At 44.4% G+C, this 26,835-nt stretch carries 26 protein-coding genes and 1 tRNA gene; 3 read left to right on the top strand and 24 right to left on the bottom strand.

Translation table 11 applies throughout. The features are described 5' to 3' along the window. Positions 1-5: 5 nt before the first annotated feature. The 19 genes from ispE to DACET_RS00260 all read right to left on the bottom strand — a co-directional run bounded on the left by ispE (position 6) and on the right by DACET_RS00260 (position 19,445). The gene (ispE, locus tag DACET_RS00350) at positions 6-848 is read right to left on the bottom strand and encodes a 4-(cytidine 5'-diphospho)-2-C-methyl-D-erythritol kinase (protein ID WP_013009423.1); all 843 of its coding nucleotides are present in this window, start codon (positions 846-848) and stop codon (positions 6-8) included. Next, positions 845-1,459 (bottom strand): hypothetical protein, encoded by a 615-nt coding sequence (locus DACET_RS00345; RefSeq protein ID WP_013009422.1) that lies wholly within the window; start codon positions 1,457-1,459, stop codon positions 845-847. Before DACET_RS00345 ends, ispE begins: the two co-directional genes overlap by 4 nt. Continuing rightward, positions 1,437-3,038, bottom strand: coding sequence for a tetratricopeptide repeat protein (locus tag DACET_RS00340; protein WP_013009421.1), 1,602 nt, complete (start codon positions 3,036-3,038; stop codon positions 1,437-1,439). Before DACET_RS00340 ends, DACET_RS00345 begins: the two co-directional genes overlap by 23 nt. Beyond that, a complete protein-coding gene (gene accC, locus DACET_RS00335; RefSeq protein WP_013009420.1) occupies positions 3,035-4,372 on the bottom strand; it encodes an acetyl-CoA carboxylase biotin carboxylase subunit in 1,338 nt (445 codons plus the stop codon). The genes DACET_RS00340 and accC overlap by 4 nt, the downstream gene beginning before the upstream one ends. 11 nt (positions 4,373-4,383) lie before the next feature. Next, the gene (gene accB, locus DACET_RS00330) at positions 4,384-4,839 is read right to left on the bottom strand and encodes an acetyl-CoA carboxylase biotin carboxyl carrier protein (RefSeq protein WP_013009419.1); all 456 of its coding nucleotides are present in this window, start codon (positions 4,837-4,839) and stop codon (positions 4,384-4,386) included. A 9-nt stretch (positions 4,840-4,848) separates the two neighbouring features. Next, entirely contained in the window at positions 4,849-5,418 is a 570-nt protein-coding gene (efp, locus tag DACET_RS00325) for an elongation factor P (RefSeq protein WP_013009418.1), read from the bottom strand. Positions 5,419-5,433: 15 nt separating this feature from the next. After that, complete coding sequence (locus tag DACET_RS00320) at positions 5,434-6,486, bottom strand: M24 family metallopeptidase (protein WP_013009417.1); 1,053 nt, start codon at positions 6,484-6,486, stop codon at positions 5,434-5,436. After that, a complete protein-coding gene (gene aroQ, locus DACET_RS00315; RefSeq protein ID WP_013009416.1) occupies positions 6,483-6,905 on the bottom strand; it encodes a type II 3-dehydroquinate dehydratase in 423 nt (140 codons plus the stop codon). Before aroQ ends, DACET_RS00320 begins: the two co-directional genes overlap by 4 nt. A 148-nt stretch (positions 6,906-7,053) precedes the next feature. Beyond that, on the bottom strand, positions 7,054-8,652 hold the full coding sequence (locus tag DACET_RS00310) for a tetratricopeptide repeat protein (protein WP_013009415.1): 1,599 nt from the start codon (positions 8,650-8,652) through the stop codon (positions 7,054-7,056). Between the two features lie 31 nt (positions 8,653-8,683). Beyond that, positions 8,684-9,733: a 3-dehydroquinate synthase gene (aroB, locus tag DACET_RS00305; RefSeq protein ID WP_013009414.1), complete on the bottom strand. Its 1,050-nt coding sequence runs from the start codon at positions 9,731-9,733 to the stop codon at positions 8,684-8,686. Between the two features lie 9 nt (positions 9,734-9,742). Beyond that, positions 9,743-10,258, bottom strand: coding sequence for a shikimate kinase (locus tag DACET_RS00300; RefSeq protein WP_013009413.1), 516 nt, complete (start codon positions 10,256-10,258; stop codon positions 9,743-9,745). Between the two features lies 1 nt (position 10,259). After that, positions 10,260-12,188: a transglycosylase domain-containing protein gene (locus DACET_RS00295; protein WP_013009412.1), complete on the bottom strand. Its 1,929-nt coding sequence runs from the start codon at positions 12,186-12,188 to the stop codon at positions 10,260-10,262. Between the two features lies 1 nt (position 12,189). After that, positions 12,190-12,780, bottom strand: a complete 591-nt coding sequence (gene rdgB / locus DACET_RS00290; RefSeq protein ID WP_013009411.1) for an RdgB/HAM1 family non-canonical purine NTP pyrophosphatase — start codon at positions 12,778-12,780, stop codon at positions 12,190-12,192. After that, positions 12,777-13,487: a ribonuclease PH gene (rph, locus tag DACET_RS00285; protein WP_013009410.1), complete on the bottom strand. Its 711-nt coding sequence runs from the start codon at positions 13,485-13,487 to the stop codon at positions 12,777-12,779. Before rph ends, rdgB begins: the two co-directional genes overlap by 4 nt. 76 nt (positions 13,488-13,563) lie before the next feature. Beyond that, entirely contained in the window at positions 13,564-14,286 is a 723-nt protein-coding gene (locus DACET_RS00280) for a septal ring lytic transglycosylase RlpA family protein (protein WP_013009409.1), read from the bottom strand. After that, positions 14,264-15,313 (bottom strand): tRNA 2-selenouridine(34) synthase MnmH, encoded by a 1,050-nt coding sequence (gene mnmH, locus DACET_RS00275; RefSeq protein WP_013009408.1) that lies wholly within the window; start codon positions 15,311-15,313, stop codon positions 14,264-14,266. Before mnmH ends, DACET_RS00280 begins: the two co-directional genes overlap by 23 nt. Next, complete coding sequence (locus tag DACET_RS00270) at positions 15,310-16,200, bottom strand: selenium metabolism-associated LysR family transcriptional regulator (protein ID WP_013009407.1); 891 nt, start codon at positions 16,198-16,200, stop codon at positions 15,310-15,312. The genes mnmH and DACET_RS00270 overlap by 4 nt, the downstream gene beginning before the upstream one ends. Positions 16,201-16,318: 118 nt before the next feature. After that, positions 16,319-17,911 carry a glycosyltransferase family protein gene (locus tag DACET_RS00265; protein WP_013009406.1) on the bottom strand — a complete coding sequence of 531 codons (1,593 nt, stop codon included), beginning with the start codon at positions 17,909-17,911 and terminating at the stop codon, positions 16,319-16,321. A gap of 34 nt (positions 17,912-17,945) precedes the next feature. Further along, entirely contained in the window at positions 17,946-19,445 is a 1,500-nt protein-coding gene (locus DACET_RS00260) for a leucyl aminopeptidase family protein (RefSeq protein ID WP_013009405.1), read from the bottom strand. 146 nt (positions 19,446-19,591) lie between these two features. Between DACET_RS00260 and DACET_RS00255 the strand changes: the two genes are divergently transcribed. Together DACET_RS00255 and DACET_RS00250 are read left to right on the top strand one after the other, a co-directional pair. Then, positions 19,592-19,668 (top strand) — tRNA-Met (locus DACET_RS00255). A 78-nt stretch (positions 19,669-19,746) separates the two neighbouring features. Beyond that, positions 19,747-20,634 carry a DMT family transporter gene (locus tag DACET_RS00250; protein ID WP_013009404.1) on the top strand — a complete coding sequence of 296 codons (888 nt, stop codon included), beginning with the start codon at positions 19,747-19,749 and terminating at the stop codon, positions 20,632-20,634. A 3-nt stretch (positions 20,635-20,637) separates the two neighbouring features. On the opposite strand, the gene glgA is transcribed toward DACET_RS00250, so the two are convergent. Both glgA and DACET_RS00240 read right to left on the bottom strand, forming a co-directional pair. Further along, on the bottom strand, positions 20,638-22,104 hold the full coding sequence (gene glgA / locus DACET_RS00245) for a glycogen synthase GlgA (RefSeq protein ID WP_013009403.1): 1,467 nt from the start codon (positions 22,102-22,104) through the stop codon (positions 20,638-20,640). A 544-nt stretch (positions 22,105-22,648) separates the two neighbouring features. Continuing rightward, positions 22,649-23,536, bottom strand: coding sequence for an Mrp/NBP35 family ATP-binding protein (locus DACET_RS00240; RefSeq protein WP_013009402.1), 888 nt, complete (start codon positions 23,534-23,536; stop codon positions 22,649-22,651). Between the two features lie 155 nt (positions 23,537-23,691). Between DACET_RS00240 and DACET_RS00235 the strand changes: the two genes are divergently transcribed. Continuing rightward, positions 23,692-24,105, top strand: a complete 414-nt coding sequence (locus DACET_RS00235) for a response regulator (protein ID WP_013009401.1) — start codon at positions 23,692-23,694, stop codon at positions 24,103-24,105. Positions 24,106-24,108: 3 nt separating this feature from the next. Here the strand turns inward: DACET_RS00235 and thiS are convergent, their stop codons facing one another. From thiS to DACET_RS00220, 3 genes are read right to left on the bottom strand one after another with little or no spacing between them, the layout of a single operon-like run. Next, complete coding sequence (gene thiS / locus DACET_RS00230; protein WP_013009400.1) at positions 24,109-24,309, bottom strand: sulfur carrier protein ThiS; 201 nt, start codon at positions 24,307-24,309, stop codon at positions 24,109-24,111. 3 nt (positions 24,310-24,312) lie between these two features. Beyond that, positions 24,313-25,110 (bottom strand): sulfur carrier protein ThiS adenylyltransferase ThiF, encoded by a 798-nt coding sequence (thiF, locus tag DACET_RS00225; RefSeq protein WP_211204090.1) that lies wholly within the window; start codon positions 25,108-25,110, stop codon positions 24,313-24,315. Then, a complete protein-coding gene (locus DACET_RS00220; protein WP_013009398.1) occupies positions 25,103-26,803 on the bottom strand; it encodes a ComEC/Rec2 family competence protein in 1,701 nt (566 codons plus the stop codon). The genes thiF and DACET_RS00220 overlap by 8 nt, the downstream gene beginning before the upstream one ends. Positions 26,804-26,835 lie beyond the last annotated feature (32 nt).

Raw genomic sequence — 26,835 nt, 5'->3', positions numbered from 1 at the left:
TATGTCTATATTAATTCTGTAATAAAAACATCCCACGCAGGATGTCTGCTTTTTATCATATCAGCGGTTCGCGAGGCACACCCCTTGTCTCTGCATATACCAAAAACCGTAGCACCGCTTCCGCTCATCAGCGCAAAATCCGCACCTGCATCAAGCAGCGAACTCTTAGCTTCCTCAACGGCAGGATAAAGCTTAAAAACTGCTTCCTCCAGTCCGTTAAAAAGAACATCTCCGTATTCTTCATAGTCTGATATGTGGCGCATTCTATTAACTTCTTTATCATGAGTCAACTTTAAATTTCCTGATGTAAAAACAGTTCCGGTCGGAACATGCTCTTTCGGGTTCACCAGCACCAGCGCGCATTCAGGCAGGCTGCCGTACGGCTCTAATATTTCGCCTCTACCCCTGCCTATCATTGGCTCATCATGCAGAAAGAAAGCTGTGTCTGAACCCACTGATGCCATTACAGATGTTTTAACAGACATGGACATTTCAAGTTCAAGGAGATCACAAACACCATTAAGATATGCTGCTCCGTTGCTGCTCCCACCGCCAAGACCGCCACCGTCAGGTATACGCTTTATAAGCTCAGTTTCAAAGTTCTGAGTTACGCCATGCTTTTCAGTAAGTATCTTATGAACACGATTTATGATATTGCTATCATCTGTTGGGATACTCTTTTTTGAGCACACTATTCGCTGGGAAACTGATTTCTTTATATTCAGTGTGTCGTGAAGTGCTATTTTGGAAAAAAGGGTGAAAAGTTCATGAAAACCGTCTGATCTTTTCCCTAAAACATGTAGAAAAATATTTATCTTTCCGTAACTTTTCAGGGATATCTCATTCATCGCAGTTTTATCTCCAGATTCGATTCCTCAGTATTGTATGTTAGTCCGCTCAATTTCCCGCTGTCATAGCTGTAACTAAATGTCTCGTCGCCGAAGCTTATCCTGCGCAAAAGGTAATCCTGCCCGGCTGCTGCCGTGACTGAACCCTTGGTCATAATATATTCGTCTCCGACAGCCTTTACATTAAAGCTGTCATCTATCAGCACATGAGGGTAGCGTATCAGGGACACCATGTTATATAGCCCCTTCGAGCGCATGAAATAATCTATCTCAAGGCTGACATCCTCGTCCTTCTTAAAAGCCTGGAGGACACCACCCTGGTAGCTGACATCGTATGCCACAGAATTGAACAGACCGAGTATCTTCAGCTGGAAATTATCGTCGCAGTCCTTGTTCAGAAACCCGCGAAAGCGAACATCATCCAACCCGTTCTCATATATTATACTCACACGCCCTTTATAGGCGCAAACTGATCGGTTAGCCGATGACACTTTTTGAGTCAGGTCTTTCGGAACAGAGAGAATTATATTTTTCTGTGTACACGCACTCAACAGAAAGAGTGCGCAGAGAAAAAGAACCGATCTTATATCAGTTCTCCTGTATAACTTCATCTAAACTCTTCTTGATACCAAGCTTCTTCATTATCGCCTTCATATGGTCAATGAGCTCCTGTTCGTCAGGCGCCATTTTCAGGGCTCTCTTCTGATAGTCGAATGCCTTCTGATATTTACCTTGCTGATAATAAACCCATGCCATACTGTCAAGGTATGCAGGCTCTTCGGGATTCTGCTTAAGGGCTCTGCTGATCATCTCTTCCGCATCGGAAAGGTTAACACCCTGCTCAGCATAAACATAACCAAGAAAATTAAGAAGGGAAGCGTCGTCAGGAAAATATTTCATCCCGCTTTTTATAACATTCTCAGCGTCTTTCCTGTCCCCCTGCTTATCCAGTGCGAGGGCAAGGTCAAGATAGAGCTTAACTTCCGCCGGATTCTCTTTAACAGCGGCAGTGAGCACTTCGATAGATTTTTTATGTTCACCCATATCATTATATGCCTGAGCGACTATTCTGTGATAGTCTACATCCTGATAGATGTCTCCGACTTTCTGCACAGCAGTCAAAGCTTCTTCCGGTTCACCGTCTTTAAGGTATATGATAGCAAGCCTTTTGCTCGCCTCTACAAAGTCCGGACGTATCGTCAGTATTTCCTGATACCATTTTTTTGCAGTTGCTGTTTCTCCAGCGGATTCCGCCATAATGGCAAGAGAATATGCAGTCTGTATGTCTTTATCAATTTCGAAAGCACGGGCAAAATACTCTTCTGCCTTAGCGTATTCATTTCTTTCAAACGCCATATTAGCAAGGCTTTTGAGGACATATATCTTTTCGCTCTCATTCAGAAAATCCAGAATAGCAGTAAAGTATCCCTCTGCTTCCTCTGTCTTTCCTATTTTGCTGAGAATCTGCGCCAGTCTGAACTTGGCGAGCACCATATCAGGGCTGGCATCTATCACTTTTTTAAGATAGACAATAGCCTTATCATTATCTCCGGTCTCGATATAGTGATCTGCAAGTTTAGCCGATGCTATAAAGTTACTATCCAAATCAGATGCAGAAATATAGTCGTCGAGAGCCTCTTTACTCAGCCCCAGCTTCTCAAAATACCTCGCACGCTGAACATAATAGTCTGAAACCTTTTCTATGTTAATCAGGTCACTGTAGATTTTGATAGCGCTGTTAAAATCTTTTGCGGAAGCATGAGCTCTTGCCTCTGCCTCGGCATAGATCACATCGCCTGAAATTTTATACGCCTGCCTGTAGAGCTTATAAGCCTTTCCAATATTTTCTGTCTCTGTCATATAAATGTCAGCCAGAGCACCTTTCAGCACAGCAGAATCAGGCATTTTCCTGCTGCCCCGCTCCAGCGTGAACTGCATCATCTCTTTGTCGTTCAGTTTGCCGTAAATTCCTGCAAGCTTAAGATAGACATATTCTTCATCAACAGATTCAAGGACAGCCTCCAGCAGTTTGGAGGCCTCCTCAAAATTCTCATCCTGTTCGTATAGGGATGCTTTCACATACCAGGAGTCCGCTTCATTATGATCAGCGGTGAAGTAACCGGCAATACCGGCTTCAGCAAAGGCTGCAAAAGCAAATATAAGCAAAATCAGCGAGGTTATTTTCCTCATCCAAAGTACCTTTCTATGAATTCTGTGCTAATGTCACCTTCAATGAAAGCATGATGTTCGAGAATCCTCTTGTGCAGAGGGATTGTGGTTTTGATGCCGTCAACAACAAACTCGTCCAGCGCTCTGTTCATACGGGCAATAGCCATCTCCCTGTTACGCCCAAATACAATCAGCTTCGCTATCATGCTGTCATAAAACGGAAGAACGTAATATCCGTCGTAACATGCAGAATCAACTCTTGTACCAAACCCGCCTGGAGTAACATAACCTGTCACAGCCCCAGGTGAAGGCATAAAAGTCTGAGGATCCTCAGCATTTACACGGCATTCTATGGCATGACCATGCAGAACGATGTCCTCCTGGTTCATATCAAGCGGTTCACCGGCGGCAACTCTGAGCTGAAGCTGAACAAGGTCGGTATTAGTCACCATCTCTGTCACGGGATGCTCCACCTGTATTCTGGTGTTCATCTCCATGAAGTAGAAGTTTTCATCTTTATCAACAAGGTATTCTATTGTGCCTGCATTCTCATATTTAAGAGACTCGACGGCATCAACAGAAATTTTACCCATTTTCTCTCTTGTCTTCTGGCTTATAGCGGTACTTGGCGCTTCTTCCAGAAGTTTCTGATGGCGGCGCTGGATGGAACATTCACGCTCATAGAAGTGGAGTCCCTTACCTTTGCCGTCGCCAAAGACCTGCACTTCAACATGTCTCGGGTTTTCTATAAACTTTTCAACATAAATCTCGTCAGAGCCGAAAGCATTCATGGCTTCTGAGCGAGCCATCTCGAAAGCATTCATAAAGCTGAGTTCGTTATGCGCAACACGCATACCCTTACCGCCGCCGCCGGCAGATGCTTTTATCATTACAGGATATCCCATCGCTTCGGCTATAGCACGAGCTTCTTTCGCATCCTTAACTGCACCTTCCGAACCGGGAACAACCGGCACGCCAAACTTTTTCATTGCTTCCTTTGCGCTGGATTTATTACCCATCATATTAATATGTTCCGCGCTCGGACCTATAAACTTAAACCCGCAGTCTTCGCATATCGCAGCAAACTCTGCGTTTTCCGCAAGGAACCCGTACCCCGGGTGGATTGCATCTGCATTGGCTATCTCTGCCGCAGCTATAATGCTTTTGACATTAAGGTAGCTGTCTTTCGACTGAGCAGGTCCGATGCATACAGCCTCGTCAGCCATTGCAACGTGCAGAGATTCCCTGTCCACATCAGAGTAAACAGCCACTGTCTTAATGCGGAGTTCTCTACATGCTCTTATGATACGCAGGGCGATTTCTCCCCTGTTTGCAATCAATACTTTTTTAAACATTCAACTCCCCCTTAAAGAGGTTCAACGATGAATATTGTCTCGCCATATTCAACCGGTACGCCGTTCTGACCTACCTTTTTTACGATCTTGCAGTCATATTCCGCTTCGATCTCATTCATAATCTTCATAGCTTCAACGATGCAGAGGGTCTGCCCTTTGCTCACAGTGTCGCCCTCTTTGACAAAAGGAGAAGAACCGGGAGCAGGAGACTCATAAAATGTCCCCACTATCGGAGAAACGACCTCATTCCCTTTTATCGCAGGGGCAGCGGGAGCCTCAACAGCAGGAGCAGCAGCCGGAGCCGGAGCCTGCTGAACAGGAGCCGCGTACTGTGGCTGTGCCATCATCTGCGGAGCATCGTCCATTTTAGAAATATATATGCTTTCTTCCTCATTCTCATACTGGAATTCTTTGATTTCAGACTTTTCGATATACTTGATAAGTTCTTTGATCTCTTTAATATCCATTACTCTCTCCTATTTAGCAGAGCTGACCCTTTCCATATATGTCTGCTCTCTTGTATCTATCTTAATAACGTCACCGATATTAATGAAAAGCGGTACGTTAACTGTCCCGCCGGTGTTCACTGTCGCAGGTTTGTTCCCCCCTGTCACAGTGTCTCCTTTAAGTCCGGGTTCGGTATATGTTATCTCAAGCTCAACAAAGTTAGGCAGTGTGATGCCTATCGGCTGGCCGTTAAAAACCTGAACATTCACCATGATGTTGTCAGGCATAAAGTCTGAATCATCACCCACAAATTCTGCCGGGATCTCTATCTGTTCGTATGATTCTGTATCCATAAAAAAGAAAACTGTGCCGTCGTTGTAAAGATACTGCATCTCTTTATCTTCGAAATCGGGTTCTTTTATCTTCTCGTCAGACTTGAAAGTACGCTCTATAACAGCGCCTGTACGGAGGCTTTTCATTTTTGTACGCACTGTCGCGCCGCCTCTTCCGCATTTGATATGGAGATATTCAACAATGCCGTACGGTTCACCGTCAATCTCGATTTTTGCTCCTCTTTTAAACTGGTTCGGAGTAATCATTTAACACCTCATTTTTTAAATGTCATAAATGTATTTTTCAAAAACCGCCGTGAGATTTTCACAGCCGTCATTTTTAACAACTATAGTGTCTTCCAGGCGTACACCAAAACGTTCAGGAAGGTATATGCCCGGTTCAATTGTCAGTACCATATTTTCTTCAAGGACAGTATGGTCTCTCGGATTAAACACAGGCTTCTCGTGTACATCAATACCGACACCATGCCCAAGCCCATGGTTAAAATATTCTTCATATCCTTTTGAGGCGATATAATCCCTTGCAACTGCGTCAATATCAGAACATTTCACCCCTGCCCTAACAGCATCTTTGGCTTTGGAGAGAGCTGTATAAACTATGTCAGCGATTTTGTCCACCTCAGAATCAGGACCTGTTTTAACAAGCCTTGTAACGTCACTGCAATATTCCTTTTTGCTGCCGAAATCAACGACAACAGCGTCTCCCTTCTCTACGATCTTATCAGAGGCTATACCGTGAGGCATAGCGCCTCTGTAGCCCGAACCTACAATCGTGTCAAAAGACGGGCACCTTGCGCCGTTCATCTTCATGTTTTTTTCAAGCTCGGCTGCCCAGAACAGCTCTTTGATCCCCGGCTTAAAGTATTCAAGAGAAGCGTGGAAAGAGTCGCTGGCGCACAAAAACATCTCTCTTATCTTGTCAAGTTCGCCTTCATCTTTCACTGCACGCATATAGTCTATCAAGCCGGTATTTTCTATACGAACATCCTTAAGCTCTTCATAAAGGTATTCATATTCATTGAGCCCGCAGTCATAAGTAACTGTAATGCTGGATATTTTATCGGCAATTTCAGTCAGGGCTTTTCTGTAGTCCTGAACAATTCTGATCTCGGCATCAGAACCTATCTGCCTGCCAGCCTGCTCCGTGTATCTCCCGTCTGTGGTAAACACGGCGGAGTCGGGGGTCACGAATAAATTCGCTGTGCTCCCGGTAAAACCCGTAAAATAATATATATCAGACAAAGAAGTAATAAAAAGGTTTGAGACCCCATGTCTGCTCATTCTCTTCTGTAGTGTGCTAATTCTGTTGTTCACTTTTTCTGCTCCAGAAAATAATCGAGTGCAAAAGCGTAGGACATAGCTCCAAAACCGCTAATGACACCTTTTGATATATCAGAAAGATAGGATTTATGCCTGAAATCCTCTCTGGCAAAAACGTTTGAGATATGTACCTCAATAAATTCCTTGGAAACCGCAAGCAGCGCATCCCTTATGGCAATACTTGTATGTGTGAAAGCGCCTGCGTTGATTATCATCCCATCAGCATCAGTGCGTTGTATCATGCCCACGATATCGCCTTCGTGATTCGACTGGAAAAATTCTAACTCGCACCTGCCGCCTGCTCTCGCAAGAAGCATCTCATTTATGCTGTTCAAAGTCATTTCGCCGTAAATACTCTTCTCTCTTTTGCCCAGCATGTTAAGGTTCGGACCGTTAATTATCAGTATTTCCACAGTTTTCTCCTGTTATTGCAGTGCATCAATTAATATAATACAAGATATTAATTTTAACACAGCTTAACTGACATTTGCAAAAAAGCTCGTTGATTATATCGAAAAATAAGGATTTATCCAGTAATAAGAGTTAGTTTGTTAAACTTTCTCAGCTGACGGCATTATTTTTTATTGTTTCCAACAGGTTTTCAAGCCTGTTCACCTGTTCACGTGTTTCCTGATCAAGGTCTGCATACTCGTCATCAGAACTTTCCGGAGCAACATCCAGAAGTTCTTCCATCGAGGCCTCATACACTTCTTCCGGTTCTCCGGCAACATCTGTGTCTATTAATATTTCTTCAGCATCGTCGTCAAGTTCAGATTCTGGCTCGGCAGGAGTGTCCGCTGACGGTACATCAGGTTCACCGAGGATAGCTTCAAGGTCGTCATCAAGCTCAGGTTCTGAATCTACAGGTGCTTCTGCTGACGGTACATCTGATTCACCGAGAATGGCTTTAAGGTCGTCGTCAAGTTCTGGTTCTGACTCTACAGGAGTGTCCGCTGACGGTACATCTGATTCACCGAGGATAGCTCTCACATCGTCGTCAAGCTCAGGCTCTGAATCTACAGGTGCTTCTGCTGACGGCACATCTGGTTCACCGAGGATAGCTTTAAGATCGTCGTCAAGCTCAGGTTCTGGCTCGGCAGGAGTGTCCGCTGACGGCACATCTGATTCACCGAGGATAGCTTTAAGGTCGTCGTCAAGTTCTGGTTCTGACTCGACAGGAACGTCCGCTGACGGCACATCTGATTCACCGAGGATAGCTTTAAGGTCGTCGTCAAGCTCAGGTTCTGACTCGGCAGGCGCATCTTCGCTGCCAAAAACACTGTCCAAAGCCTCGTCTATCTCATCAGCAGAGACATTATCAGTATCTCCGGTATCGAGCCCAAGATCAGCGCCGATCTCTGCCGCCATTGTTTTAACTTCCTGAGCTCCGGGTTCATCAGCATCCGCATCCGCAGGTTCTTCCGGACTCAAAGCCGTAGGAATTACTTCATCATCAAATGACGCAACAAGCTCTTCTTCGAGCTCATCTGTTATGCCATCAGTAAAATCTTCCTGATAGCTGTCAAGAGGCATCTCTTCCTCTGCTTCTTCAGCGATACCTACGATTGAATCGACTGTACTGCTGACCTCTTCATCCGAAGCTTCTTTAGCTCCTAGTTCTGATTCCCCGACATCCTGACGAACCTCTTCTGCGAGTTCCGAGCCGAGCTGATCAAGCAGATCATCATCAGCATCTATAAGGCTCTGCTCACCTTCCAGCTCATGTGCTCCGATACCTGCGGCGCTCATCAGCTCTTCCAGAAGGTCACGCAGCTCTGTATCTTCAGGCGCCACCATAAGAGCATTCCTATAGCACACAAGAGCTTTTTTTATGTCATCATCATTTCTATGAATATCCCCCATTAGTTTGGAGGCAAGATAATTATTCCTGTCCACAACCTGAACTTCTGTCAGGATAGCCTTAGCTTCCTGAATATTCCCTTCGCCGAGATACGCCTGAGCAAGCAGTGTCTTAGCCGAATACATTTCAGGATTGGCATCTATCCCAAAAGAGAGAACACGAACGGCTTCATTAAACTGTTCCATTTTAATATATGCATTTGCAAGAGGCACAAAGAGAGTTGAGGATGGATTCTCTTCAAGTTTAGCTGCAAAATAATCGATATCTTTAAGATATGCTGACTTTTCGTATTCTTCCATAAAGGTGAGACCCTCTGTATGCGGCTTTTGATCAGAGATTATTGAAATAATCTACAACAGACTGCTGGGGGATGTTTTTTAGAATTTTACCGGAGCCGATGGAAGGTGTCAAGGCTAGGCTGAGACCTTTTTTCCCTGCCTTCTTATCTGCCTGCATCGCCTGAAAGAAAAGCTCCCTGTCGTCGATGTCATAAGAGAGAGCAAAACCATAGTCAGTGAGAATGCGCCCAATTGCTTCCAGAGTTTCTTTATCTGCCTCGCCTGCTCTCACAGCATAGTCTGTTTCCAGATACATACCTGTGGCAACAGCAAAGCCGTGCTTAACACCGTGATGGGAATCAGTCTCTATGGCATGAGCAAAGGTGTGTCCGAAATTAAGGAGTGCTCTGTCTCCCCTCTCTTTTTCGTCTTTGCGGACAACCTCCGCCTTCATTTCACAACACCTTTTAACAATATAAGAAAGTGTTTCGGTGTCTCTGGCGATTACCTGCTCTCTATGCTCTTCAAGATACCGGAAAAAATCTTTATCAAAGATTGCTCCGTACTTTATGATTTCTGCAACACCATTAAGGAATTCCTCATCAGTAAGCGTATTCAGGAAATCCATGTCTATGTAAACATGCTCCGGCTGAGCAAATGCGCCCACGTTGTTTTTAGCACCACGAAAATTTATGCCTGTTTTCCCGCCAACGCTGGAGTCCACCATAGACAGCAGGGTTGTAGGCATCTGAATAAAGCTTATCCCACGCATATAAGTTGCAGCAACAAAGCCTCCCACATCACCTGTTATTCCGCCTCCGACAATGGACAGCAGGCTGTCACGCTTTGCCCCCTCTCTGAAGAGAAAGCCTAAGACAGCAACAACCGACTCGTGGGTTTTGTTGTGCTCGTCAGCACGGAAACGAAAAGTATTATCATGAGTGAAAAGGTCACTGTAAAGCTCAAAAACATTTTCATCCACCATAAAAAACGCACCTTCGGCACGCATTTTCTCAATCACTTCTTTTGCAAAAGATGAGCCTATTGTTATTTCGTAAGAGGTATCAACCTCTTTTTTGAGATTTACTTTGACCGTTTTCATAAATATACATCAGCCGTTATATTCTTTCAGTTTTTCAAGGATGCAGTCGGCTGCCTCTCTTGGTGTTATATCGGAAGTATCCACGATATGATGAGCATTAATATAAAAAGATGCTCTCTCAAACAGCAGTCTTTTTATCTCTTCGAAAGGCTCTTCCACCTCCAGAAGCGGTCTGCATGTTTCATCGCTGCTTATCCTTTCAAGGATAGTATTCGCATCTGCTATCAGTGTTACAACGAAACCTGTCTGCCTCATCGCTTCCAGATTGCCCATTGTTACCACGATACCGCCTCCGGTGGAAACCACAAGGTTCTCTTTGTCTACAACCTCGCTCAGAACTTCTGTCTCAAGCCTGCGGAAATCCTCTTCTGAGTCCTCTTCAAAAATATTTGTAATCTCCCTGCCGGTTTTCTCTATAACCATCTGGTCTGTATCCACATATGACGCTCCCAGATCCTCTGCCAGCAATCTGCCTACAGAGCTTTTACCTGTCCCCATAAATCCTATCAAATATATATTTTTCATCTCAACTCCCTGTATTTTCTTTTACATTCTCAAAGGCTATATTTCGTCCGCCGCAGACAGGGGGAACACGCTCTTCCAGAAAAGCTTCTGCATAGGTTCGTTTTGAACCACACCCTTTCCCTGTGACCGCCCCTGTATACCTGTCTACCCGTTTAAATACAATACCTTTGGGAACATTGAAATCTATTTTTTCAGTCTTTTTTGTTAGTAATCTCTGGAACTCTGCAATAACAGGAGCAGCATAGCCCCCTCCAGTTCCTCTCTCTCCCATACTGCGGTGACTGTCAAAACCAACCCAGCAGACCACTGCATACGGCGGGAAAAGAGCAACTGTCCATGCATCTCTGTACTCATCTGTAGTTCCGGTCTTTGCCGCTGTCCCTGGGATAAGACCGCTCCGCCTCGCTGTCCCCCTGCGCACTACATCTTTCATCATATAAACAACCTGGTATGTCTCCCTCTCAGGGCTGACACGCCGGGGCATCTCTTTCGGCAGATAAACTCTCTCCCCTTTGCTGTCTTCCACACGGTTGATAAACCCGATCTCTTTCTTAATACCATATGTACCAAATGCGGCATATACTTTAGCAAGATTCAGCGGAGTTATTGGAAATATGCCGAGGGGCATGGCAAGATACGGCTTTATGCGGGCATCCATCCCGAGATCAACAGCCATCCTGCTGACCTTACGCAATCCTGCAAGCTTTGCAAGGTGTATGGTAGCGTTATTGAGTGAATGAACAAGCCCCAGTCTCATAGGGATTTTACCCATATAATAGTCTTCAAAATTTGCAGGAGCGTAAACGTAATTTCCAAGGTTATAGCGATACTTCTTATCGACTATTAATTCATTCGGAGATGCACCCTCTTTTATCGCTGTCAGATAAACTATAGGTTTAAATGTTGACCCTATCTGTCTGCGCATCTGCATTGTATGATATTTCCATTTATTGTTTGCCGCAAGCGCTTCAACACCGCCGGTTTCATAGTTCACCACTGCCATGGCGATATTGATACCGTCAGGATACTTTTTAAGCTTACTGGATATCGCATGCTGAGCTGCCCGCAAAGTGGAAAGATTGATATTAGTATGAACAACAAGCTGTCGGTCGGTCTTTACCCCTTTGCGCTTCAGCTCCTGAAGCACAAGGGCAGTGTAGTCAGGCATTGTATTCACGACCTTATGCAGTTTATAAACGGGCTGTTCCGCAGCATCACTATACTGCGTATAAGTAATTAGCCCTTTGAGGTAAAGCCTGTATGCGAGCATATCCTTTCTTTTGTAAAAAGCGGGGGTATCATCATCCGGCATCTGCCCCAGAGTGAGTACAGAGATAAGCCACGCCTTTTTGGCTATGGTCAGAAACCTGACTGAGCTCCCAAAGTAACTGTAGGCAGCAGCCTCCACACCCCATATATCATTCTGCATGTAGGAGTGCTCCATGTAAGCAAGTATGATTTTGCGTACACCATATTTTTCAACGAGTCTGGCAGCCGTGCTCCACAGCTTAAGCCTGCTTACCTTATCACCTTTACGGGCGATTGCTTTTTCCGCAGTAAACAGAACTATACAGTTATTAAGCCCTGTTTCAGAAATATTATAGAAATCAAGAATAGCCCTGGAGGCTTTCGAGTCCGGCTTGTCACAGGTAAAAAGATTCTCCCCTGCAAACTCAGCCATATAAAAAAGATCGTCCGGCACTTCTTTAGGCAGTTCTGATGTCTGCTGGTAAATTTTCTCATAGATCTTTATATTATCAGCAGTATATATAGTCAGCGATTTTCCGCTTCTGTCACCTTTCAGTATTTCATCAAGATCAGCGTTATATCCTCTGACAAGGGTTTTCTCACTATTCAGCACAGCAGAGATTCCGGCGAAAAACACCAGACAAACGCATGCTGTAAGTATCCAAAACCGCTTTAGTGTCATTTCACTCTTCCGTTTTTGCCTTAAGGTATTCTGCAAGCCCCTGTAAAGCCATATGACGATGACTTATACGATTCTTCTCTTCTTCTTTAAGTTCCGCCATATGACGTCCGTCAGGGAGCGCAAACATCGGGTCATACCCAAATCCATTCTCCCCTTTATATTCTTTGGCAACAAAGCCTTCGCACAGACCGCTGAATGTCCGTTCAACCAGCCCCTTTTCTGCCAGAGCAATCACACAAACATAGCTTGCCGTGCACTCCTCGGCTGGAACAGGTTTCATGATCTCCATTAGCTTTTCATTGTTCATACTGTCTGTAGCGCCTTCCCCTGCAAATCGTGCAGAGTAAACTCCCGGAGCACCGTCCAGAGCATCTACAGATATCCCTGAATCATCCGCTATCACATAGCCGTCAACCAGCTTCGAGAGAGCTTTAGCCTTAAGTGAAGCATTCTCCACAAACGTAACACCTGTTTCTTCGACATCTATACTGTTATCCACAACATCATAAACAGAGCAAACTTCGATACCGTCCAGTATCTCTTTTATCTCTCTGAGCTTATGTTGATTTTTTGTAGCAACGAAGAGTTTCATTTTATTACCTGTTTCTGAATATCGGTAAGCTCCTTAATACCCTTAAAGCCAAGATCCAGCATTTTATTGAGCAAATCCCTGTCAAACGCAACTTTCTCTGCACTCCCCTGAATCTCGACTATCTCGGCGTTATCCTTAACGACAAGATTCATATCAACATCAGCAATGCTGTCTTCCGCATACTCAAGGTCAAGCATAGGCTCACCCATAACAATACCGACGCTGATCGCCGAAACCATTCCGGTCACGGGGTTCTCTGCTATCATTCCCTGTTTAATCATCCACTCACACGCCATGTAAAGGGCGCAGAAACCGCCTGTTATAGCCGCTGTCCTTGTACCGCCGTCAGCCTGAATTACGTCACAGTCTATGGTAACAGTGTTTTCGCCCAGTTTTTCAAAATCCACAGCTGCACGCAGACTTCTGCCTATCAGTCTTGATATCTCCTGTGACCTGCCGTCCTGTTTGCCGCGCTTTGATTCACGCTGATTTCTTGTATGGGTAGCTCTGGGGAGCATAGCGTATTCTGCCGTAACCCAGCCTGTGCCGGAATCTCTCAGGAACGGCGGCACCCCTTCAGAAACAGATGCGTTACAGATCACTTTTGTATCTCCAAATGCCACTAAAACAGAGCCTTCCGGGTGGCTGATGTAGTCTTTAATTATCTCAACTTTTCTCAGTGAATCATTTTTTCGTTCGTTTCTCATTGATTTATAAACTCCATTAATAATACTTCATTACATCTTTTTAAGCCAAGAGTCAGCAGCTGGGAACACTTCAGCACTAATCTTCAGCTATGACAAGTGCTCCTGGATATTGACCTGACACACGGCTTTTATAATTTTCAGCGGCGCCGCGGGATGCAAACCCTGTGACTTTAACCCTGAAATACTGCCTGCCGTTCACATATGCCGCAACAACTTTTGAGTTGCGAAATCTGTCAGCAAGCTCACGTGCGTTTGCTTTCATAGAAAATGATGCCAACTGTACAGAAAAATGTCCGTCGGCAGGTTCTGTCTCCTCTCCATTCAAAAGCTCCAGAGTAACTTTGGTCAGCCCTTTGTCCACAATACCAAGCTTAGCTGCGCCGGTGTATGATAAATCAATTACCCTGCCCGGCACATGAGGACCTCTATCGTTTATTGTGACAATAACTTCTCTGTTGGTCTCCATGCAGCGCACAAGGACTTTGCTCCCGAGGGGGAGCTGTTTATGAGCGGCAGTCATCGCATACATGTTATATCGTTCACCACTGGCTGTCAGTTTCCCATGCTCCTGTCTGCCGTACCAGCTTGCAAGACCTGTCTGATTAAATGACTTTACAGATTTAAGACGATAATAGGTTATCCCGCGGACAGTATAAGGTCTGTCGAACACTGCTCCGGACATTACTGCGCCTTCGGGTACTTTATACCCGTATGTGCCTCGGCTGTATTCTGAATGGGATGTGGATGTGCAGGCGGCAAGAAAGAACAGACAGAGACTAATCAGTCTCGACGTTTTCATAAATGCCGCTAAGTTTTTCTGCGCCTTCTTCAATGCTTTCATAATTAATTACATAGTCCGGTTTTTTCGGTATCGAGCGCAGGTAAAGGGGGTCATAATAATTGATCAGCATATCTCTGGTAAATGTTTCATAATCATTTCTGTCGAGCATACCGGACAGTTCAGACACCTTTGCTGCGCCTATAAATCTTTTAAGCCGTATGAGAGACTCACGTATCTCCTCTTTATATCGGTCTGGTTTATAATTTTCTACAGTAAAGGCTACCCTGAAATCAAGACTTGTATCCGCCACAACACTCACGCCGGACTGCATCCGGTCAAATACAGCATTGGGGATACTCACTTTTCCTATCTTTTTGCTTTCACCCTCTACTAAAAAGAGCCTCCCCCCTTTTCTATAGAAAGTATGCCATATTTTTGATTCAAAGTTTTTCTGAGTAACATTTTTAAAATCCGGTTCATCGACTCTGCCGAAGCTGGAGCCTTTATGCGCCGCTGCCTTTTCCAGATCAAGCACATTGAGCCCGCTTCTGTCCAGTCTGCGGAGTATTTCTGTCTTTGCACAACCTGTCGGACCATAAAAATTTATAAAATGAAGTTCTGGAGGAAAATTTTCCATAAATGCAGCAACGTGTCTGCGGAACTCTTTCCATCCGCCCTTGATAACATAAACCTGCATCCCGGCAATCCGCACCAGCCCGGCAGAGCTGTTGCTTCTGAGACCGCCGCGCCAGCAGTAGGCGATTGTCATTTTATTATTCTGCTTAACTTCCAGAAACTGCCTGATAAACTCCGGCAGCTTCGGACTGACAAGCTCAACTCCTAACAGGCGAGCATCCTTTGGTCCTTTCTGCTTATAGCAGGTTCCCACAAGTCTCCGCTCATCATCATCCAGCAGAGGTATATTAACCGCTGTCGGTATGTGATCTTCGCTATATTCTAAAGGGGAACGGACATCTATCAGATTAACTTCATCCAACCCCTTTTCAAGAATGTATTTCAGCTCAAGTTCTTCGTTCAGGATCACTTAAACTTCAGAATTGTTTCGATAAAATGTTTGAGAAGTTTTTTATTTGTTCTGTTTTTACTGTAAACGACATAGACATCCTTCTCAACCATCAGATCTGTTACCGGGATAGCCTTTACGCTGGTATCGTGATCGTCTTCAGCGAGCGCCATCTCAGACATAAAAGCAATACCGAGCTCACGCTTAACAGCGTTGCGTATAGAGAAAGTTGAACTTAGCACAGCAACTGCGTTCAGGCTGTCGAAATCATAACCTTTGTTTTTAAAGGCGTGCTCGACAGAAGCTCTCGTACCCGAGCCGACCTCACGGGTGATAAATTCTTCACCGAGGATCTCTTCGATAAACACAGAGTCACGGGTGAAAAATTTATGGTTTTTATGCACGATAAGAACGATCTTGTCTTTTGTAAGCACTTTGTATTCCAAATCTTTCTTAGGTATCTTCCTGGCAACAATAGCAAGATCGAGTATACCGTCAGAAAGTCGTTGAATGACATTTTGAGTATTACCGTTATCAAGAGTAAAAAATGTTTTATAGTAATCTTCTTTAAACTTTTTTATAACTTCAGGAAGGATAAACTCTGCCGCAACAGTGCTGTAACCTATATGGAGGTGTCCGCTGACTTCGTTAAGGAACTCTTTCACAGCTTCATGAGAACGCTCTCTCAGATCAAGAATATCAACTGCGTATGGATAAAAGACCTGCCCCGCTTCTGTGAGAACAACTTCCTTCGACAATCTGTCGAAAAGCTTTACTCCGAGCTGTTCTTCAAGTGTACTGATATGAGTAGAGATAGTTGGCTGGGAAAGCAGAAGCTTCTCTGCGGCTCTTGAAAAGGATTTGTACTTTGCAACAAATACAAAAGCTTCGATCTGTTTAAAATCCATAGCACTCTCCGTGTTATTACAAATACTGATAGCAAAACGAATATTCAACAATAACATAAAGATAGGAAAAATCAATATATAAAAATCACTATGTAAACATTCTTAAAGCATAAGTACACTATCTGCATTCATCCGAAAGCCTGTAGACCACAGAACCCTTACTGTAAAGGGGAACCCTGTCAAAACATGTGATATCATTATCACCTATAACATGCATCTCAAAAAGCAGCGTTTCCGATATTTGGACAACAGAATAGCCTTCATTCTTATCTATAGGAGCCACAAAAACGTCATCTCCTAAAACATCCATCGAATATCCTGCGCTGGTTATCAGCGAGCCAACCTTCCTGTCCATATCAGGAGTAAAAAGGAGATACACTGGACGACCTCCTGAAGCATCAGCCAGCATAGAAGCAGCTTTCAAAGGATCAGACTGAAGCATCGCTCTGCCGTATGTCTTTGCCTCTTCACGAAACTGTGACGCCCCGTCAGCAAAGACTGCTTTCCCTGTGAGATATTCCACCAGAAAGCCGTTGTCCCAGACAGTCCCTATTACGGCATCATCCTCTAAACCTTTCAGTTCCCTTATACTGTCGTAAGTTACAGGATTCACAACCACCGGCGGTATTTCTCCTATGTAAGGACGCACAAACACCAGCAGGGAAAGAGCCGTCACAATGCCCCACCCAAGTGGACGTAAATGTCCTTTCACCCTATAGTCAAAAACTATCCCCAGACCTGCACCACATAGGGGGGCAAGGTACATCGCAAACCTAAATCCTTTGATAAATGCTAAAACACCAAGCGGATAAAACAACGCAAGAAAGACTGCACGGCGTCCGACAAGGAGTGATAACGCAAGCCCTGCAACGCCAGCCACACCATATGCCGTAATACTCTTAAAAGTGTCCATGAGCGGCAGCACCTGAAGTTCCGCAACATCCGCCATAACAGGGCGAATGGTCGAGGAGCCAAAGCCTATAAACTCAAATATATTCCTGAATCCTCCCGCAACAACAAATGGGGAAGCACAGACAACATAGATCAATAGCGATACCATAATGGTTTTCAGACTTTTTGAACGCAAAGAATATGCAAGCAGGAGAAGGTAAGCAACAGAAAATCCGCTGTGAAAATACCATAGCCAGAACACATACATGGAAAGCCCAGCCATTGCAGACCAGAGATATGACCGCCCTCGCCCAGCCAGAAACACAAACAGTGCCCCGCAAGACACGAAAAACAGATTCAGCATGTCGGTATCTAACTGATAAGCTGACGTCCTGCTAAGATAAGCAAAGGAAAGCGCCCCCACCAGAGAAGCCCCCACCCCCGCAGAAGGAAATCCCGCAAGATAAAAGAATACGCCCAGAGGAAATATAAAAAGCCCCGAAAAAAGCACAGCCATCAAACTGCCCGCAGTCTGTCCGGAAACATCACAGGTTTCACTGATATAAGACGTGATCCTGCTTATCAGGGGGACAACCGGAGGTTTCTCTGTTTTGACCTGCACACCTGACAATTCATCCAGTCCTGACTTATAAACTCCGGAACTTATATCTTCGGCATATCTAAGCCATCGATAACCGTCATGGGTTGTCAGTATCGGTTCTGAATATACTGAAAGCTCTATATGCTGATGATAACGCACACCAACAGCACATAGATATGCAAAAACCAGAAAGATAATAAATATATGTATTTGCTTCATAACTAAAAAAAGGGGACCTAAGCCCCCTTATTATTTATTCTGTTACTGAGTAGTGAGTCTGCAAAAACTCTGTTATCAGCCTGATTCCGAATCCTGTTGCGTGCTTCCCGAAAACAGGATGCTCAGTATCCAGATATGCTGGTCCTGCTATGTCAAGGTGTATCCACGGCCAGTTGTCCACAAACTCCTGAAGAAAGAGACCGGCAATCGTAGAACCTGCCTCACGACCTGGTTTTGCAATATTGCGCAGGTCTGCCACATCACTTTTGATGCGTTCCTGATATGCCTCCAGAAGAGGAAGTTCCCATATATCTTCTCCGATTTCGCCGGAAACATCAGATATATTCTTAGCGAGAAATTTCCTGTTGCTGAAAAGCCCTGCACAATGTGACCCCAGAGCCACAACACACGCACCTGTAAGTGTCGCAACGTCTATGATCACCTCTGGGTCTGTCTGTATAGACTCATATAGAGCATCAGCCAGAATGAGGCGCCCTTCTGCGTCGGTATTCAGAACTTCAACGGTTTTCCCCATCTTGCTTGTAAGGATATCGCCCGGTTTATATGCACAGGTGCCGATAATATTCTCCACCAACGGGATGTATGTTTTGATATTAATAGCCATGTCAGTATCAGCAGCAATCTTTGTAACAGCGAGAACTGTAGCAGCGCCGGACATATCTGTCTTCATGTCTTCAATAGAGCCCGTAGGCTTCAGATTAGAGCCGCCGGAATCGAATGTTACTCCCTTCCCAACCAGTGCAACATGCTGGGTTGTAGCGGGCGCACCGTTATATTCCAGTTTCAGAAATCTCGGAAGGTTTGTGCTCCCCTTACCGACAGCATAAACCAGCGGATAGTCTTTTTTAAGCACTTCTACATCGTCAACCACGCTTACTTTAAGCTTATCCCCTGCAAGTTCGAGAGCCTTCTCAGCAAAAATCTCCGGTGTCATATCAGCAGGGGGAGTGTTGATAAGGTCTTTTGCCATATATATAGAGTCAAAGACTGCATTCCATTTCTCTGCGCTCTCATCAACAAATCTCTTCAACTTTGTAAAAGCGGTGATAACCTCTGCCTCTTCAAACTGATAACTCTTTTCGACTTTGCTTTTGAATGTGTCAAAGCTGTACTGTCCGAAAAAGAAACCGTCAAGAAACGACTTAGTAAACATAGTGTCTTTCTTTTCCAGATAGATATCCTCAAAGGAGAGGATAGAAAATGATGTTATCCGCTCACTCTTAAGCAGTTTTGCAAATGCCCCGCCCAGCTCAGTATAGTATCTGTATCCGGCGGGATCTTTCGGTACGGTAACAAGATAGACTTTTCTCAGTTTTCCACCGATTTCCATAAAAAAACCGGTAAACTCCTTCTCTTCATAAGAGAAATAGTCGGAAGAAATTACATTATTTATCTCATCTTCTATCTTTTTGCCTGTAAGTGGCTTTAATGGGCGCATATTACGATATACAGGGATCAATACCGCATCTTTTTTAGAATTAAGTGCTGTCTTTTTTCTACATGAAATCTTCATTAGTGCTAACCTCAATTATCAATAATCTATTTTGTACTATTAAGCTACTTTTTGTCTCTAATTTCAAGTGTAAAGAAATATGTCATATTTTTTTGATTTAGCGGTTGACAGAATAATGAAAAGTTGCTAATCTTCCATTCCCTTGACGCGGGGTAGAGCAGCTTGGTAGCTCGTCGGGCTCATAACCCGAAGGTCGTTGGTTCAAATCCAGCCCCCGCAACCAAAACAACAACAGCCCACCATCTGGTGGGCTTTTTTGTTTTATTATTCTTTGTTCGCAAACTTTTATGCGAGGTGCCAAATGAGCAATGCTCTTCTTTATCTGCTTTTAACTCTCGGAATGGTAAGCTGGGGCGAGTCATGGATATCTGCCAAACTTCTGACCGGAGTTGCATCACCTGATGTGCTTGTTTTCTGGCGCTTCTTTATCACATGGCTGACATTTATCCCCGTCATGATCATAATGAAAAAACCATTTGCCATAAGCAGAAAAGGTCTCATTGTCGCCGCAGTGGCATCGCTGCTTCTTGTTCTGTACAATCAGATGTTTTTTACTGGGCTTGTGACAGGGTTTGCCGGTGCAGGGGGAATACTGGTAACAACACTTGTGCCTATCCTCACCTTCGGAATCGGATGTGTGCTTACCATGAAAGCTCCGTCAGTAAAAGATGCTGCCGGACTTCTGCTGGGGCTTGCAGGGGCTGCCATAATAATGGAAGTGTGGAAACTGGATATACATCTTATTTTTGCAAGCGGTAACGCTTATTTTCTGGTTGCGGCACTGACATGGGCATTCTTAACCCACACCAGCAAGAGAGCGAACAGATACACATCTGCGTACACTTTCAGCTTTTATCTGTTCTTGTTCACCGCACTGTTTGACCTGATACTTCTTTACAGCAAAGGGATGAGTATCAGCGTTGCCGCAAATCACGTATTTGTCATAAACATGTTCCTAATCACTGTCGGAGCAACAACTTTCGGCACAACAATATATTTTATAGCAACAAACAGTCTCGGCAGCCAGAAGGCAAGCTCATTCATCTTCCTTGTGCCTTTGAATGCACTTCTGATGAGCTATATCTTTCTGGACGAGCCAATAAGGCTAAACACCGTCGTTGGCGGTCTCGCAGCCATCACAGCTGTCTATCTGATCAACTACCGCAAAAGAGTCCGCCCAGCCGCCTAAACTTTATAAATACAGGTCAGATGAAGTATTCCCGAGGGAAGCGTATAAGCTAAGATATTCTTTCGCAGAATTCCTCCAGCTAAAATCTTTTTTCATAGCCCTCTTTTTCATGATCTCCATATGCTCAGGTCTGTCGTAATATGTGCTGACAGCCCAGCCGATAGTATCAAAAAGGGCGCTCGAGCTTATTGCATAGAACTTAAACCCCGTACCTTCCGCCGTTGTCTCGTCATAGTTTTCAACAGTATCGTCCAGACCACCGGTTGCACGCACCACAGGCAGAGTACCATATGCCAGTGAATACATCTGATTCAGACCACAGGGTTCATAAAGAGAAGGCATGATAAAAAAATCCGCCCCCGCTTCCACCAGATGCGCCAGCTCTTCGCTATACCCGATATAGCTCCCGCACTCTCCGGGGTGTCTGGCGGGCATACCGCCGAAATAGTCCTCATACTGCTGCTCCCCCGAACCTACAACCACAAACTGACATGTCATCTCCCGCACTGCTCTCTCCATCGCAGTCTGGAGCAGATATACACCTTTCTGATCGGCAAAGCGCCCGACAAAGCCAAATAGAGCAACATCCGGATTCTCTGTCAGACCGAACCTCTTCTGAAGTTCCAGCTTGTTTTTTGCTTTTTTATTTATGGAGCGGACAGAAAATTTCTGAGGTATATAAATATCTTTTGCCGGATTCCACACATCTGTATCGATGCCGTTTAGAATCCCTTTAAGATCTGCCTCTCTGCTGTTAAGTATTTCATGAAGTCCGGAAGAACCGATAGGTCCCTTTATCTCTTCCGCATATTTAGGACTGACTGTTGTTATCTTATCAGCGAATGCTATCCCCCCTTTCAGAAGGTTCACAGCACCGAACGCCTCAAATGCCATAGGGTGCATATCTGCGCTTTCAATAGACGCATACTCCATAAACTCTGTTCCATACACCCCCTGATATCCTATATTATGTATAGTTAAAACGCTGGAGGTATTTACAAAGTAAGGATCCCACTGCTTTTTGAGATAATACGGAACAAGTGCCGTCTGCCAGTCGTTGGCATGCACCACATCAGGAGCAAATTCAATGTCTCTCGCCACCTGAAGAGAGGCTTTGGATAAAAAGCTGAACCTGTAAGGGTTATCGCCATACTCGCCGGCTTTGGTGTGATATATCCCTTCACGGTCAAAATATTTGTCAAATTTTATAAAATAAAAGTCCACTCCGCCGTCACTGGTATGATAGATAGAGTAGAACTCTTCACAATTGCCCATATGTACACAACACCCGTTCATATACGGAGTAATGCCGTATTTAACAACGTCTATAGACGAATAAAGAGGCATGACCACTTTAACATTATTGTCCTTTGAAAGAGCCTTAGGAAGTGAAGAACAGACATCGGCCAGACCGCCCGTTTTAGCATACGGAGCTGCCTCACTTGTTACAAACATGATGTTCACAGACATAAATAAACCTCGCTGCAAATAGTACACAACTAAGGTTTAACTTATTTCAGGTAAGATATCAACACGAGTGAAATAAATAATGCTGCAATACTCACATTTTGATGTAAGTCATTGTGAACTCTTTAGGGTGAAACAATCTTCAGCCTTTGCATATTCTCCTGTGTTCTCAGGTATTCTCAGTTTGAAAGACTGCTTTGGGATAGATTCACACAGGTAAACCCTTGGTTCTATTGCTTCGCACATACTTAACACACGAATTTACAACTTCGTTGTCACAGCCAGAGCATATGTAAAATACGTCACCGCGAAGCCCGCAGGGCTGTGGCAGCCTCTGGACTCGTTAGTTAATCCTGAGATTGCTTCGTCATTACATTCCTCGCAATGACTTATAAGCTCGAAAGCTGATTGAGATGAACTTATCCATGAAAGTGTCAGTTTAGAATAAAAATCCCCAATCTTGTTATCAAAATTGGGGATTTTGTTTTTTTAAACTTTTAACAAGGCTGCTAAGGGGCTGGCACACAGTGTACTGCCTTAGACTATATTATTTTTCAGCCTTAATAGTCTGGCTGAGGATATTTTCCGCAATGCTTTTAAAAGCTGCCGCAGTAGGAGTGTCTGTTACTTCAAGCACATAAGGCTTTCCACTGTCCCCCTGAACCACAACCATAGGGTCTATAGGCACACGACCGAGGAAATTTACATCCATCTCCCCAGCAGCTTTCTCTCCGCCGCCGGACTTAAACAGGTCAACTGTTTCTCCGCAGTGCGGGCAGACCAGACCGGACATATTTTCAACAATACCAAAAACCGGAATGTCTAGTTTTCTGGCGAAAGTTATAGACTTTCTGGAGTCCAGAAGAGCAACTTCCTGTGGGGTTGTAACGACTACACAGCCGTCAACATGTCCTTTACCTATAGTGTGTGCCACGCTGAGGGGCTCGTCACCTGTGCCTGGCGGAAGATCGATAATAAGAAAGTCAAGATCGCCCCACTCAACTTCGCTCATAAACTGCTCGATCATGCCGTGTTTTACAGGGGCGCGCCATATAACAGCATCATCATCGTCACGCACGAGAAAGCCTACAGACATAACCTTGAGACCTTCCACAGCCTCAAAAGGCACAAGTCCGTTCTCATTTGTCTGCACACCCTTCTGTGTCATACCGAACATTTTAGGAATATTCGGACCATGGATATCAGCATCCAGGATCCCTACAGAAAAACCGAGAGAATGAAGCGCAGAGGCAAGGCTAACACTCACTGTTGATTTACCAACGCCCCCCTTCCCGCTCATCACCATAATTTTGTATTTGATCTTGGACAGTCTTGCAGTAAGCATTTCTTGTGTATGCTTTCTTTTCTCGTCTGCGTCACAGGATGACTGTGAACCGCATGAGTTACATGAGCTGTCAGAATTACAACTACTCATCAAAATACCTCCATAGTTTTGGGTCAGATTCCAAATATATAAACATTTGTTTATTATTGCCAGAATTTTTTCTTGCTGACATAAATATCAATATACATATTTATATTGCCTGTTCAAATGATTAACGTTAGAATAGTTTCAGAGCGTGGTAACAAATGAACACAGACTATATTAAAGACGTCGAACTTCTTAAGCAGTTTTCTGTAATGCATGTTGAGGACGACAACAGCGTCCGCGAAAGTCTTATGCGTTTTCTCAAAAGACGCTTTGACACTATTTACTCTGCAAAAGACGGTGCTGAAGGGCTCGACATTTATACAGAACATAAACCAGACATTGTGATTACAGACATACAGATGCCAGTTATGGACGGTGTTGAAATGTCACGCCGTATTAAAGAACTTAACCCTTCTGCCCTTATCATCGTCACAACAGCTTTCAACGAAAAGCCCTACATCCAGAAAACAGAGGAGATAGGGATCACAGACTATCTGAAAAAACCTGTGGTGAAAGATGATCTCATGCAGGCTCTGCGGAGCTGCGCGGAAACTCTCCTTAAAAGAAAATAATCCTTAACCACCGCCAACAAAACGTATAAGCTCTATCCTGTCTCCTTCGTTAACAACAATACTGTCATATTCAGACTTGTCCGGCAGATCTCCGTTAAGCTCCACCACAACAGTCTCTCTGTTCATGTCAAACCTGTCTATAAGGCTGTTTAAGCTTATTGCATCCGAAAGCTCTACAGACTCGCCGTTTAACTGTATTTTCATATACTAATCCTCCAGAATATCAGCCAGAACGTGGCGAACAGCTACATTTGCCTGAATACCTGCCGCTATCGTCACACGGGTCGACATCAGACCTCTTCCTATCTGAGCTGCTGCCTCGAAATCCCCTACCAACTTAACATTTTTTCCGGCTTTTACCACCCTGAAACTTTCGTGGGAACCAAGCCCGGCAACACCGGAGGCGCCAACAATGAGCGCATCAGGATAAGCACGGGACGCTTCGGGGATAAACATAGCCTTTGTGGCAGCGCCGTCAAACGCCTCTATGATAACATCGCATCCGTCAAAAAGACCTTTTATATTATCTTTCGTTATGAAAAGGTCACGGACATCATACTCTATATATGGATTTACCCGCCTGAGATTTGCGAGTGTTGCATCAGTTTTTTTCATACCTATCTGATCTACATAATACTGCTGTCTGTTTATGTTTGATGGTATTATGACATCATAATCTATCAGAAGCAGTTCTCCCACACCCATTCTGGCGAGAGCAAGGGCTATATTTGAGCCGAGACCACCCAGACCGCAGACAGCCATCCGGCATTTCCCCATACGTTCGGCAACTTTCGGAGTATGCCTTGCAGTTATGAGAAACTTCATCTCCTCTTCGTCCGGTATTTCACCTTTTTTTATAAGATAAACAGAATCACCTGTCTCAAGAAGGCTGTCCGCCTTAACTATGTGTCCGTTCTGTATTATTATGTCTGTATCAGGCTTATGGTCTCTTACAATATCACCGGCAGTTGCATCGGCTCTGGCTTTCACTTCTTTTTCATTCACTCGGATTATCAATGATCAGATCCCCCGTGTCGCTTAATAAGTATGTTTTTCCAGTGCTGCACTTATTTTTATAAAGTATATGCACTCTGTCATCATCACAGCCGTAACTGTTTGACTTTGTATGATATACTGCTTTGCATTCTTCATCAAGCCTGTTGACGCATATCCAGCCGTAGTCTTCCGATGTGACCTTAACCGGTATAAATATATTCTCTGAGCCGTAAATGTCTATAGTTCCTCTGTCTGCCGCTTCAACCCCCAGCTCTGCAAGATACGGAATAAACCGATAGAGAAAATCTCCGTGATGCCCTTTAAAGAATATATGAACCTTGTCATCCACCACCACAAAGCCTTTTGACCGCCCCATATTCGGAAAATATCCCCCTTTCTCGACGTGAGCGGGGATATAGGGGATAAGAAGCAGAACAAAGCTAAGCCACAGCATCCGCAATCTGGCACAAGCATACAAAAAAAACATCATAGCCGCAGCCCATAATATCTCTGCCTTATACATGGTGAACACAAACCCGAGCTTTTCGGCAAACACATCAATGAACAACAGATGCACTTTTTCAAGAAGAATAACAGGTTCAAGGGAAAGCGAAGGTAAAGCAAGGTAAAGAAGAAAACATATCACCTGTGCAGATATCACCGGCACAAGAAACGGCGTAGAGATAATAGAGCTTATATTAAAAGAGCCAAAAGCTGCCGATGCTGCGGGTATTATAAATACTGTAGCCACAATTCCGACCATAACAGGAGCCAGAAACTTCGGATATTTCAGATCATTAAGGTGTAAAAGTCCGTAAACAGCAGAAAACGAAAGCAGGAAAGACGGAGAAACTATCATCGAAGGGGATACTAAAATAAATATACCAGCAAAAAAAAGAAGCAGCTTGCGCACATCCGTACTGAAATCAACAAATTTCGCAACAACAATACAGAACCCAAGCAGACCAGCCCGGAGTACAGGGATTTTGAAACCGGTGAAAGGTATGAGAAGCAGAAGCATCAGCCCTGCGGGGATGAGCCTCAGCTTTCTTGGAAGAAAACCAAATATGAAATAACACACCATTGCATACAGCCCAACGTGCAGCCCGGATATCGCGAGAAGATGCCCCAACCCGGTGAGCAGGTATTTATCCTTCGTCTCCTGCGTCAGGAACTGCTTGTCTCCCAGCATCACAGCCTGAGTCAGCCTCAGCTCACCCCCAGTGGAATAAAAAAGCTTCTCTGACACACTCTGCCTCACATGAAGAATTGAACGGAGCAGAGGAACAGATATCCTGCGCAGCTCAACATCAGAAATATAGTACCCTCTGGCGAACCTCCCTTCCGGCTCTCCTGCATATTTCCGCATTTTGTAAGCCCCGAAAACGATGTCACCCGGTAAAAGTTTTTGAGAGACGACAAGAGTTCCTGCTGTGGTACTGTAAAGGTTTTTTGATCCATTTGACTCTTTCTCTCCGGTCACAAGAAGTGTTCCGGCAGCAAATAGGTAGAGCAGCAAAACAGCAAAGCCTATCACCACCCCTTTCTTTTTCTTTATGAAATATACAGGTAGAGCAAATGCAGAAAAACTGCCTGCATACACAGACGGATAGAGCACATATGCAGAAAAAACGCAGAGGACAAAGAACAGCTCCACACGCCCCTGCCCAATTATAAACAACTGGTATAAAAGTTTTTTCACCCTACCCTCTCTAAAGATAACTATCATATTCT

The organism is Denitrovibrio acetiphilus DSM 12809 (assembly GCF_000025725.1).
GTDB lineage: Bacteria > Chrysiogenota > Deferribacteres > Deferribacterales > Geovibrionaceae > Denitrovibrio > Denitrovibrio acetiphilus.
This window is presented reverse-complemented; position numbering and strand designations above follow the sequence as displayed.